This is a genomic window from Mesorhizobium sp. WSM4906, assembly GCF_029674625.1.
GTDB lineage: Bacteria > Pseudomonadota > Alphaproteobacteria > Rhizobiales > Rhizobiaceae > Mesorhizobium.
The window spans coordinates 1,297,149-1,309,487 of record NZ_CP121355.1; the positions used below are offsets into that span (position 1 = coordinate 1,297,149).

The following is a 12,339-nucleotide window of genomic DNA, read 5'->3' on the forward strand; positions in this document are numbered from 1 at the left end:
ACAAGGATACCAATGATGAAGACTCTCGCCGTCTGCTCTGGCGGATTGGACTCCGTTTCCCTTGCTCACATGGTGGCAGCGGAGCACGAACTCACCGGCCTTCTATCTTTCGACTATGGCCAACGGCACAGGAAGGAATTGGGCTTCGCCGCTCTTTGCGCGCAGCGACTGAAGGTCCCGCACCAGATCATCGACATCGGCGAAATTGGCCGTGGCCTTTCCGGCTCAGCGCTGACTAGCAGTATCGACGTGCCGGACGGCCACTACGCCGAAGACACGATGAAGATTACGGTGGTGCCGAACCGCAATGCCATCATGTTGGCAATCGCCTTCGGTCTCGCCGCCGCCCACAGCGCCGAAGCGGTGGCGGCGGCCGTGCATGGTGGGGACCATTTCATCTATCCCGATTGCCGTCCGGCCTTCATTGAAGCTTTCCAGACAATGCAAGACCGCGCGCTCGACGGCTATGCGCAGATACGCCTCTATGCACCGTATGTGAATCTCGGAAAAGCTGACATTGTTGCGGATGGCGCAAGATACGGCACCCCGTTTGCTGAGACCTGGTCCTGTTACAAGGGCGGCGTGCGTCACTGCGGACGATGCGGGACCTGCGTCGAGCGGCGCGAAGCGTTCCATCTCGCCGGGCACGCTGATCCCACCGACTACGAGGACGCCGATTTCTGGCTTGAGGCGCTGCGCAGGAGGCGCGCGTAATGTTCCACATCAGCAAGGAATTCCACTTCTCGGCCTCGCATCAGCTCACCTCCTTGCCTCCCAACCATCAATGCGCGCGCCTGCACGGGCATAACTATGTCGTCGTAGTGGAGCTGTCGGCCAAGGAACTGGACGCCCACGGCTTCGTGCGCGACTATCACGATCTGGCGCCGCTCAAACGCTACATTGACGAGAGCTTCGACCATCGGCACCTCAACGACGTGCTGGGACATGAGAAGGTCACGGCGGAATGCCTGGCCAGACATTTCTATGAATGGTGCAAGGCACGTCTGCCGCAGACCGCGGCCGTGCGCGTTAGCGAAACACCGAAAACTTGGGCGGAATACCGTCCGTGACCGACATGCATCCCGCAATCCGTGTGAGCGAGATATTCGGGCCGACTATCCAGGGCGAGGGCGTGCTCATCGGCTTGCCGACGGTGTTCATCAGAACCGGCGGATGTGATTATCGCTGTTCATGGTGCGACAGCCTTCACGCGGTGGACAATCAGTATCGCCATGAATGGCTACCGATGCCGATCGATGCCGTGTGGCAAACCGTCCATGCGCTTTCCGGCGGCAGGCCGGTTATGGTCTCCTTGTCAGGCGGCAACCCGGCCATTCAGCCGTTCGGTCCCCTCATAGAACGAGGCCATCGCGAGGGCTATCGTTTTGCACTGGAAACGCAGGGTTCCGTGGTGAGGGAGTGGTTTGCGGATCTTGACGTGCTGACCCTTAGCCCAAAGCCGCCGTCCAGCGAGATGACGACCCGTTGGGCTGCGTTTGATGCATGCCTCGAAGCGGCGCAAGAGAAGCCGCAAATCGTGCTCAAGCTCGTCGTTTTCGACGAGAGTGACTATGCCTACGCCAAAGAAGTCGCGGCGAGATATCCGCACCTTCCGATCTATCTGCAACCCGGCAATCACACGCCGCCGCTCCCTGGCAGTGAAGACGCCTCTGTCGACTTGGACGGAATAATGATGCGAATGGAATGGCTTGTCGAAAGGGTGACTAGCGACAGGTGGTTCGAAGCCCGCGTGTTGCCGCAGCTGCACGTTCTGCTTTGGGGTAACAAGAGGGCGGTCTAGTCTGTGGCTTGCGTCGCACCGGAAGGCCGGGCTCCAACGGCTTGGCAGGCTCTCTTCGCGTGCCGAGTACAGCCGAGCTTTGTTCGCGTCAGCGGTCTCGCGATTGTGCGGCTGGAAACCGCCCGGACACCCCGCTGCCGGCGTGTGTCACCTTGACTCCGATGAGCTGTCGTCACGCAAAGTTGAAATCCGCAAGAACTGGCCTTCTCGCCCCACCTGCTCCGTCGCAAGCACGTCATCCCCTCATCCTTGTCCAGCTCTTATCGATGTATCTCATTGTCCGGCCTGACGCACGACTGTCAGCATGGGAATGCATCCATTGCGCAAATGCCTTCCATAAAGAAGATCGATTTCCTCATTGGCCCAACGTGAAATATAGCAACGTTTTCGTGGCGTGGGTCGGCTGCGTCGGGAGTAGCGATGAAAACGTATTGGGGTCGCCTGCGTCTCCTTGGGCAGCGAGTGTAAAGTATAGCGATGCGGCCTCCGGCGCGAACGGCAGCCGCGCAGTGATCACCTTCGCCTGTGCCTTTGCGGCGGGGGTCAAGCGCTGGTCTGCTAAAATTTTTTATCGTTTAGCTGGTTGAAACTGCCCCCGTTGCGGGCTGCAGAAGCCGGCCAGCCGAGAAACGGCAGCCGCACTTATGAAAGCACGCCAAGGCGTGCGGGCATCTATCAGTTGCAAAGGACAATACTGGCCGCGCCGATTGGCCATCACGCGTCCATTAGGGCAGCCACCAACATCAGTTCGCAAGAGGAGCAAAAGTAATATGTATCGTCGTCACCTGATCAAAGGGTTGGTTGCGCTCGGCGCATGCCGGATTTGCGTTCAAGCCGCCCAAGCGACCAGTGCCCATTGGGGGTACACCGGTCCGGTCGGACCGGAGCACTGGGCTGATCTGGATAAGGAAAATTTCGTATGCTCTGCCGGCACGCAGCAATCGCCGATCAATATCAACAGCGCGGTCAAGGCGGATATCCCGCATATCGCCATCGGCTGGCACAAGGGCGGCGGCAATATGGTGAACAACGGCCACACCATTCAAATCAATATGCCACAAGGCAGCACGCTGACCCGCGGCGATCGTGTCTACGAACTGGTACAGTTCCATTTCCATGCGCCAAGCGAACATCACGTGGCGGGCAAGAGCTTCCCGATGGAGGTGCATTTCGTTCACAAGGACACGCAAAGTGGTACTCTGGGCGTGCTGGGCGTCTTTTTAACGCCCGGCGCGACAAATGCCAGCTTTGCTGCCCTTGCTGCGGCCTTTCCCGAACTGCCGAATGGGGAGGTGACGATCGACGAGGTGAATCCCAACTGGCTTCTGCCAGCCTCGCTTGGCTATTGGACTTATGAGGGCTCACTGACGACGCCGCCGTGCACCGAAAACGTCGAGTGGATGGTGGCGATGGAACCGGTTGACGTTGATCCGGCAGACATCCAGCGATTTGCCTCACTCTACCCGTCGAACGCGCGCCCTATTCATTCACCCAATCGACGCTTCATCCTGCGCCAGAGTTGAGCGCCGCCCCAGCGGTTCCGCACGGTCCAACATTCTTGGCACAAGTTGGCGCGAAGCCTCCTCTTCCGGTCTGGCGGTCTGACGGCGCTCCCCAAGCTGGCTAGTCTAAATGATAGGGATTCGGTGCCGACACCACTCGTCCCAAATACGTCGCGGCGAGGTTTGTCTGCAACCCGGCAATCACACGCCGCCCCGCCGTGGTAATGAAGACGTCTCTGTCGAGTCCGACGGAATATGATGCGCATGGAACCGCTGGTAGAAAAGGTGACCAGCGACAGGTGGTTCGAAGCCCGCGTCTTGCCGCAGCTGCACGTTCTACTCTGGGGTAACAAGAGGGTAGTGTATACCTTCTCCTAGCTTCGCCGCCAACTACTCGGTTTTCCGAATTGCTCTCTATATTCTTGAAGACGATGCGTTCGTTAAAGACATGTGCTGCGCACCTGGTGTAAAAGCTGCTCTCATCATGCAGAGGTCAAGCCAGTCGGGCTCATCCGAGGCTATGGCCGTGAGCACTGTTCAGTTCGGCAGAGAGGGCGCTTTTGTACACACTTTGCGATCGTGGCGGCCCCGTGGGCAGATCTGCAAGCTGCCGCGACACTAACCTCTCGAAGCCCGCCCGCCCGCCTTTCGTGCAGCTTCCTCTGAACAAAACCACCGCTCGCCCTTCAATAGGTTGATGCGTGTCTCCCAGTAAGATTCCTGTCCAAGAACGTGATAATCTTCTTGCCAGTGTTGTAGCTGATGTTGCCCTTGATGCCGCAGCCTACCGCGGCGGGACCAAACTCAATGGCAAGCAGGCCGGCTAGGATCGTGCAGCCAGTCGCGAGCCTCGCCCACAACGGGGTCTCACGCGCATGAGGGCGCCGACCATGGGTTCGGCGGTTCATACGCGTATAACACGTATCTTTCTGAAAAAATCAATGCTCTCGGCTAAGCTACTGAATTATTTGGCTTCCATATAGCGCGTCGGCGGAACCAACTTGTAGACGGGCTATGAAAGGTTAAGCGCGGATGTCTATCGGCCGCCGGCGTTCCCGCTCTGTAAGCCTGCCTGAACTACCCGCGCCGCGGTCAAGCCCCAGGCTCCTGCTCATCCAGCGACCGCCCGATCAATGGCAGGCTGGAAAGACAAGAGCCGATGTCTTCCGATGGTCTCGCCATCAGCTTTGGGCTAACTTCCCCATTCTCCCGCTTCGAGCTCGACACACGGCGGTTTGGATGGCGCACGACAATCTGTGTCGGCTTTGTCGTGTCCGTGACAGACGCCTGAAAGGCCCGTTCGCGCGTTTTGCCGCCGTCTAAGCGGCTGGAATTTAATGACAAAGTTTCTTCTGGGATCGGCCGATCACGCTGGTACGCTTTTTGCGATGCTTGGTGTGAGGCGGCACGAGCTGCCTATCGGCACTTGTGTCGCGGGCAGTCGCGATAATTAGAACGAAGGAAGGAAAGCTATTATGTCAGGTCTGCGTCAGATCGCCTTTTACGGAAAAGGCGGCATCGGCAAGTCCACCACGTCCCAAAATACGCTCGCTGCCCTTGTCGACCTCGGGCAGAGAATCCTCATCGTAGGATGCGACCCCAAAGCCGATTCCACACGCTTGATCCTGAATTCGAAAGCTCAGGATACCGTCCTGGATCTCGCCGCACAGGAAGGCTCGGTGGAAGACCTCGAACTCCAGGACGTGCTCAAGGTGGGCTACAGAGGCATCAAGTGCGTGGAGTCCGGCGGCCCCGAGCCGGGTGTCGGTTGCGCCGGCCGCGGCGTCATCACCTCGATCAATTTCCTCGAGGAGAATGGCGCTTATGACGATGTCGATTATGTCTCCTATGACGTCCTCGGCGACGTGGTATGCGGCGGCTTCGCCATGCCGATCCGCGAAGGCAAGGCCCAGGAGATCTATATCGTCATGTCCGGCGAGATGATGGCGCTCTATGCCGCCAACAACATCGCCAAGGGCATCCTCAAATATGCCCATTCGGGCGGTGTGCGGCTGGGCGGGCTGATCTGCAATGAACGTCAAACCGACCGCGAACTCGATCTGGCCGAAGCACTGGCTGGCCGATTGAATTCCAAGCTCATCCACTTCGTGCCCCGCGACAACATCGTCCAACATGCCGAACTCAGGAAGATGTCGGTGATCCAGTACGCGCCGGACTCAAAGCAGGCAGGGGAATACCGCGCTCTGGCCGAGAAGATCCACGCCAATTCGGGCCAGGGTACGATCCCGACGCCGATCACCATGGAGGAGCTGGAGGAGATGCTGCTCGACTTCGGCATCATGAAGACCGACGAGCAGATGCTTGCCGAGCTTCACTCCAAGGAAGCGGCGAAGGCGGCGGCCCAGTAGTGACATTAGCGCTGCCATGAATCGGCGCGCCTTGCAGAGAACGGCGCCTATTCTTTGAGGCGTCACCCAACCTTGAAAGGGGGACTCATGAGCCGGGAATACGAGAATGACGGTGCTCTTCATGCGAAGCTTATCGAAGAGGTGCTGTCGCATTATCCCGACAAGGCGGCGAAGCGCCGCAAGAAGCACCTCAACGTCGCAAAGAGCGGCAACGAGGCTGGCGGGGAAAGCGAGGTCCTTTCCGAATGCGACGTCAAATCGAACATCAAGTCCATTCCCGGGGTGATGACGATTCGCGGCTGTGCATATGCTGGTTCGAAAGGCGTGGTGTGGGGGCCAGTCAAGGATATGGTCCATATCTCGCACGGCCCGGTCGGCTGCGGCCAATATTCTTGGTCGCAGCGCCGCAACTACTACGTCGGTACAACGGGCGTCGACACGTTCGGGACAATGCAGTTCACCTCCGATTTCCAGGAGAAGGACATCGTCTTCGGCGGCGACAAGAAGCTGGAACAGATCATTGACGAGATTGAAGTCTTGTTTCCGCTCAACAACGGCATCACCGTGCAGTCCGAATGCCCTATCGGCCTGATTGGCGATGACACCGAGGCCGTTTCTCGCAAAAAGACCAAGGAGTATGACAAGACGATCGTGCCGGTACGCTGCGAGGGCTTCCGCGGCGTCTCGCAGTCGCTTGGCCACCACATCGCCAATGATGCAATCCGGGATTGGGTCTTCGACAAAAAGGATGTCAAGTTCGAGGCCGGCCCCTACGACGTCAACGTCATCGGCGACTACAATATCGGCGGCGATGCCTGGGCCTCGCGCATACTGCTTGAGGAGATAGGGCTGCGCGTGGTTGGCAACTGGTCGGGTGACGCCACACTCGCAGAGATCGAGCGCGCCCCGAAGGCTAAGCTCAATCTTATCCACTGCTACCGGTCGATGAATTACATCTGTCGGCATATGGAGGAAAAGTATGGCGTCGCCTGGATGGAGTACAATTTCTTCGGTCCCTCCCAGATCGAAGCCTCTCTGCGCAACATAGCCAAGCATTTTGGGCCGGAAATCGAGGAGAAGACCGAAAAGGTCATTGCCAAGTACAGGCCGCTTGTTGATGCGGTCATCGCCAAGTACCTGTCGCGCCTGGAAGGAAATACCGTGATGCTCTATGTCGGCGGCCTGCGCCCCCGCCACGTCGTCACGGCCTACGAGGACCTCGGCATGGTCATCGTGGGCACCGGCTATGAATTCGCCCACAGCGACGACTATCAGCGCACCGGCCACTACGTGAAGAACGGCACGCTGATCTACGATGACGTGACCGGCTATGAGTTGGAGAAATTCATCGAAGGGATTCGCCCAAATCTGGTCGGCTCGGGAATCAAAGAAAAATACCCGGTGCAGAAGATGGGCATACCGTTCCGCCAGATGCATTCCTGGGATTATTCAGGCCCGTATCACGGCTACGACGGCTTTGCCATTTTCGCACGTGATGTGGATCTCGCCATTAACAACCCGGTCTGGGACCTATTCCACGCGCCTTGGAAAAGAAGCCGGGGCGATGAGCGGGCGATGGCTGCCGAATAAACATTTGCTTCAGCCCCAGTCTCCCACTGAGACGGTGAACTCCCGCGGCCTCTGATCCGCCGGAGCCTGGAACGTCTTGACGTCCTGAGCTGCCGTCCCGCGCAGCCAGATGCAAAAGAGGTAATCATCATGCCGCAGTCGGCTGAAAAAATTCTCGATCACGCTCCCCTGTTCCGCGAGCCGGAATACAGAAAGATGCTCGCTGAGAAGAAGCTAAACTTCGAATGTCCGCACCCCGATGAAATCGTTTCCGATCAGCGCGATTTCACCCAGACGTGGGAATACCGCGAAAAGAACCTCGCCCGCAAAGCGCTTGTCGTGAACCCGGCCAAGGCCTGCCAGCCGCTGGGTGCGGTATTCGCTGCCGCCGGCTTCGAGCGAACCATGTCCTTCGTCCACGGCAGCCAAGGTTGCGTCGCCTATTACCGCTCGCACCTGTCGCGCCATTTCAAGGAGCCTGCCGCGGCGGTCTCCTCCTCAATGACCGAGGATGCGGCGGTGTTTGGCGGCCTGAAGAACATGGTCGACGGGCTCGCCAACACCTACCAGCTCTACGACCCCAAGATGATTGCCGTGTCGACGACCTGTATGGCAGAGGTCATTGGCGACGACCTGCACAGCTTCATCCAGAACGCCAAGGACGAAGATTCAGTCCCGCGCGACTTCGACGTGCCCTTTGCCCACACCCCGGCCTTCGTTGGCAGTCATGTCGACGGCTATGACAACATGGTCAAAGGCATTTTGGAGCACTTCTGGAAAGGTCAGGAGCGTACGCAAATCGAAGGAACCATCAACATCATTCCGGGCTTCGACGGCTTCTGCGTCGGCAACAACCGGGAGCTCAAGCGCCTGCTCGATGTAATGGGCGTGTCCTATACATTGATCCAGGATGCCTCTGACCAGTTCGATACGCCTTCGGACGGTGAATACCGCATGTATGACGGGGGCACGAAGATCAACGAGGTGAAGAAGGCCCTCAACGCCGAGGCAACGCTTTCGCTGCAGCATCACAACACCCGAAAGACACTGGGCTATTGCGAGGAGGTCGGGCAGGCGACGGCCTCGTTCCACTATCCGCTCGGCGTTCAGGCGACGGACGAATTCCTGATGGAGGTCGCGGCGATTTCCGGCAAGGAGATTCCCGAGGCAATTCGCCTCGAGCGCGGCCGACTGGTAGACGCCATGGCGGACAGCCAATCCTGGCTGCATGGTAAGAAATACGCCATCTACGGTGATCCCGACTTCGTTCACGCAATGGCCCGCTTTGTCATGGAGACCGGCGGCGAGCCAACCCATTGCCTCGCCACCAATGGCACCTCGGCATGGGAAGCCGATTTGAAGAAGCTGCTAGCATCCTCGCCTTTCGGCAAGGCTGCCCAGGTTTGGGCGGGCAAGGACCTGTGGGCGCTGCGCTCGCTGCTCTTTACCGAGCCGGTGGACCTTTTGATCGGCAATTCCTACGGCAAGTACCTGGAGCGCGACACCGGAACGCCGCTGATCCGGCTGATGTTTCCGATCTTCGATCGGCACCATCATCACCGCTTTGCGCTCTTTGGCTACCAGGGCGCGTTGCGCGTGCTGACGACGATCCTCGACAAGATCTTCGACAAACTCGATCGCGAGACGAGCGAGACGGGTGTGACGGATTATTCCTATGACCTCACGCGCTAAGAGCCGTGGCCGGCTTTTCGCCGAGGCCATTCCTTGCCCAATGGACTGGGGAGGCTGAGCGATGTCCTCCCTCAGCGCCAAAATCAAGGACGCCTTCGATGAGCCCGCCTGCGATAAGAACCGTGGCAAAGATGCCAAGGCGCGCAAGGAGGGCTGCTCGAAGTCGCTGACACCAGGGGCGGCAGCCGGCGGCTGCGCCTTTGACGGAGCCAAGATCGTCCTGCAGCCGATCACCGACGTTGCGCATCTGGTCCATGCGCCGCTCGCCTGCGAGGGCAATTCTTGGGACAACCGTGGTGCGGTTTCGTCAGGGCCGACCTTGTGGCGGACAAGCTTCACGACCGACCTCACCGAACTCGACCTGGTGATGGGGCAGGGCGAGCGGAAACTCTTCAAGGCGATCCGCGAGATCAAGCACACATACGCGCCGCCGGCGATCTTCGTCTACTCAACTTGCGTAACGGCGCTGATCGGTGACGACATCGAGGCCGTGTGCAAACGCGCCACGGAAAAGTTCGGTTTGGCCGTGGTGCCGATCAATGCGCCTGGCCTGGCAGGCTCCAAGAACCTCGGCAACAAGCTCGCCGCCGAGGCGTTGCTCGATCATGTCATCGGCACGGTCGAACCCGACGACCCCGGGCCCTACGACATCAACATCCTTGGCGAATTCAACCTCTCGGGCGAATTCTGGCTTGTAAAGCCGCTCCTCGATCGGCTCGGCATCCGGGTGCGCGCCTGCATTCCCGGCGATGCGCGTTACCGCGACATTGCTTCCGCGCACCGCGCCCGGGCGGCAATGATCGTGTGCTCGACCGCGCTGATCAGTCTTGCCCGCAAGATGGAGGAGCGCTGGGACATCCCGTTCTTCGAGGGCTCCTTCTATGGCATCTCCGACACATCGCAAGCTCTTCGCAACCTTGTCAGGCTGCTGGTGAGGAAGGGCGCCGATCCGGAGATCCTCGAGCGCACGGAGACGCTGATCGCGCAGCAGGAGGCGATCGCGTGGAAGAAACTCGAATCCTACCGGCAAAGGCTCCAAGGCAAGCGCGTGCTGCTCAACACAGGCGGTGTGAAGTCCTGGTCGGTTGTCCGTGCGCTGATGGAGATCGGAATCGAGATCGTCGGCACCTCGGTCAAGAAATCTACGGTGCAGGACAAGGAGCGCATCAAACAAGTTCTCAAGCACGACAAGCATATGTTCGAATACATGGCTGCGCGCGAGCTGTACGCCATGCTCTCTGAACACAGGGCCGATATCATGCTGTCGGGCGGTCGCACGCAATTCATTGCGCTCAAGGCCAAGACGCCCTGGCTCGATATCAACCAGGAGCGCCAGCACCCTTATGCCGGCTATGCCGGCATGGTGGAACTCGTACGCCAGATCGACCTCGCCATTCACAATCCGGTCTGGTCTCAGGTGCGCCAGCCGGCCCCGTGGGATTGCCAGCCTGATCTAAAAGACGAACTGCCATGCACGAAGAAGGAGTCCGGGCACCTGTTCGATGAATTCGCCGGCGCGACGGCACACGAGTTCAGCGAGTGTTGAGGCGACCGATGGCCCGCATCCTTCCCCAGACCAAATCCGCGGCGGTGAACCCGCTGAAGTCGTCGCAGCCGCTGGGTGCCGCCTTTGCCTTTCTTGGGGTCGACGGCGCGATGCCGCTGTTCCACGGCAGCCAGGGATGCACAAGCTTCGCGCTCGTGCTCTTCGTACGGCACTTCAAAGAAACGATTCCATTGCAGACAACAGCGATGGATGAGGTGGCGACCATCCTCGGCGCTGCCGACCATCTTGAAGAAGCCATCCTCAACCTCAAGAACCGCACGAAGCCAAAGCTGATCGGGGTGTGCACGACCGCGCTGGTGGAGACGCGTGGCGAAGATTGCGCGAGTGATATTGCGAACATCAAGCTGAAGCACACGCAAGAGCTTGCGGGTACGGAGGTCGTGCTGGCCAACACGCCGGATTTTGACGGCGCGATCGAAGAGGGCTGGGCCAAGGCAGTCACCGCAATGATCAAAGGGATTACAGGCTCGGGCGAACGTGCGCGGCAGCCGAAGAAGATCGCGATCCTGCCCGGATGCAACCTCACTGTCGCCGACATCGAGCATATGCGTGACATGGTTGAAAGCTTTGGGCTCAAGCCGGTTATTCTGCCCGACATTTCAGGCTCGCTCGACGGTACGGTTCCTGACCGCTGGGTAGCGACCACATACGGCGGCACCAGCGTCGAAGACATTCGCGAGTTGGGCACGGCCATGCAATGCATCGCCATCGGTGAGCACATGCGCCGCCCGGCGAAAGCGCTGCACGGGTTGACCGGCGTGCCTTACGTGTTGTTCCAGTCACTGACTGGGCTGCAGGACACGGACCGCTTCGTGTCGCTGCTGTCTGCGATTTCGGGCGCGGCGGTACCGGCCCGCGTGCGCCGGCGCCGGGCGCAATTGCAGGACGCGATGCTCGACGGACATTTCCATTTCGGCGGCAAGAAAATTGCCATCGCTGCCGAACCAGACCAGCTGTTCCAACTTGCGACCTTCTTTGCTGGCCTCGGCTCCGAGATAGCCGCGGCCGTCACAACGACCGACAGGTCTAAAATTCTCGAGAAAGTCCCGGCGGTTTCGGTTCAGATCGGCGATCTCGGCGATCTGGAAAGTCTTGCCGTCGGTGCTGACCTGCTTGTCACGCATTCGCACGGGCGCCAAGCATCGGAGCGGCTCCGAATTCCGCTCATGCGCATCGGGTTCCCGGTCTTCGATCGACTAGGCAGCCAGCACAAGCTCGCAATTCTCTATCAGGGCACCCGCGACATGATCTTCGAGGTCGCCAGCATCTTCCAGGCCAACCAACACGCGCCCACTCCTGAGGCGCTTGATCCACTCCGTAATCGAGAAATATCACGATGAACGCTGTTCGCCGCCTCTCGCTGGTCAGTAGTGAGGTTTTCGCCCCGATGCCTGAACGACGTAAGGGCGCATTGCGCGTTGCGATCGCCACTCAGGACATGCAGGACCTCAACGCCCATTTCGGGTCGGCCAGGCGCTTTGCTGTCTACGACGTGACGCGCGAGGAATGGAATCTCGTAGAAGCCGTGGCCTTCGATGACGTGTCCGATGAAAGCGGGGAGCATCGGGCCGAGCGCGATGATCGCATCACGCCAAAGGTGGATGCGCTCAAGGGCTGTCAGATCCTGTTTTGTCTGGCAATTGGCGGCCCTTCGGCAGCCAAGCTTGTCGCGGCAAAAATCCACCCGATCAAAGTGGCGGAGCCCCAATCGATCCCACAGGTGCTCTTGCGCACGCAGATGATGCTCAGGACGTGTCCTCCGCCTTGGCTGCGCAAGGTGCTGGCGCGAGCGGGCATTGCCGAAAAGAAACCGTCCTTCGAGGACGAGGACTGAAAAGA

10 protein-coding genes and 1 pseudogene are annotated in these 12,339 nt (G+C 59.3%); all 11 read left to right on the forward strand.

What is annotated here, in order from left to right; genetic code table 11:
- The first annotated feature begins 15 nt into the window (after positions 1-15).
- The 11 genes and pseudogenes from queC to nifX all read left to right on the forward strand — a co-directional run bounded on the left by queC (position 16) and on the right by nifX (position 12,334).
- A complete protein-coding gene (gene queC / locus QAZ22_RS06140) occupies positions 16-714 on the forward strand; it encodes a 7-cyano-7-deazaguanine synthase QueC (protein WP_063170389.1) in 699 nt (232 codons plus the stop codon).
- Entirely contained in the window at positions 714-1,070 is a 357-nt protein-coding gene (gene queD / locus QAZ22_RS06145; RefSeq protein WP_063169374.1) for a 6-carboxytetrahydropterin synthase QueD, read from the forward strand. Before queC ends, queD begins: the two co-directional genes overlap by 1 nt.
- A gap of 5 nt (positions 1,071-1,075) precedes the next feature.
- On the forward strand, positions 1,076-1,801 hold the full coding sequence (gene queE, locus QAZ22_RS06150) for a 7-carboxy-7-deazaguanine synthase QueE (protein ID WP_164548811.1): 726 nt from the start codon (positions 1,076-1,078) through the stop codon (positions 1,799-1,801).
- A 770-nt stretch (positions 1,802-2,571) separates the two neighbouring features.
- On the forward strand, positions 2,572-3,324 hold the full coding sequence (locus QAZ22_RS06155; protein ID WP_063169372.1) for a carbonic anhydrase: 753 nt from the start codon (positions 2,572-2,574) through the stop codon (positions 3,322-3,324).
- 160 nt (positions 3,325-3,484) lie between these two features.
- Positions 3,485-3,681 (forward strand): annotated as a pseudogene (locus tag QAZ22_RS06160) (7-carboxy-7-deazaguanine synthase QueE); the annotation flags it as partial.
- 1,097 nt (positions 3,682-4,778) lie between these two features.
- Positions 4,779-5,672 carry a nitrogenase iron protein gene (nifH, locus tag QAZ22_RS06165; RefSeq protein ID WP_024505261.1) on the forward strand — a complete coding sequence of 298 codons (894 nt, stop codon included), beginning with the start codon at positions 4,779-4,781 and terminating at the stop codon, positions 5,670-5,672.
- 87 nt (positions 5,673-5,759) lie between these two features.
- Positions 5,760-7,262: a nitrogenase molybdenum-iron protein alpha chain gene (nifD, locus tag QAZ22_RS06170; protein WP_024505262.1), complete on the forward strand. Its 1,503-nt coding sequence runs from the start codon at positions 5,760-5,762 to the stop codon at positions 7,260-7,262.
- Between the two features lie 129 nt (positions 7,263-7,391).
- Positions 7,392-8,933, forward strand: coding sequence for a nitrogenase molybdenum-iron protein subunit beta (gene nifK / locus QAZ22_RS06175; protein ID WP_024505263.1), 1,542 nt, complete (start codon positions 7,392-7,394; stop codon positions 8,931-8,933).
- Between the two features lie 61 nt (positions 8,934-8,994).
- A complete protein-coding gene (gene nifE / locus QAZ22_RS06180; RefSeq protein ID WP_024505264.1) occupies positions 8,995-10,479 on the forward strand; it encodes a nitrogenase iron-molybdenum cofactor biosynthesis protein NifE in 1,485 nt (494 codons plus the stop codon).
- A gap of 8 nt (positions 10,480-10,487) precedes the next feature.
- Entirely contained in the window at positions 10,488-11,840 is a 1,353-nt protein-coding gene (nifN, locus tag QAZ22_RS06185) for a nitrogenase iron-molybdenum cofactor biosynthesis protein NifN (protein ID WP_024505265.1), read from the forward strand.
- Positions 11,837-12,334, forward strand: coding sequence for a nitrogen fixation protein NifX (nifX, locus tag QAZ22_RS06190; RefSeq protein ID WP_063169371.1), 498 nt, complete (start codon positions 11,837-11,839; stop codon positions 12,332-12,334). The genes nifN and nifX overlap by 4 nt, the downstream gene beginning before the upstream one ends.
- Positions 12,335-12,339: the final 5 nt, after the last annotated feature.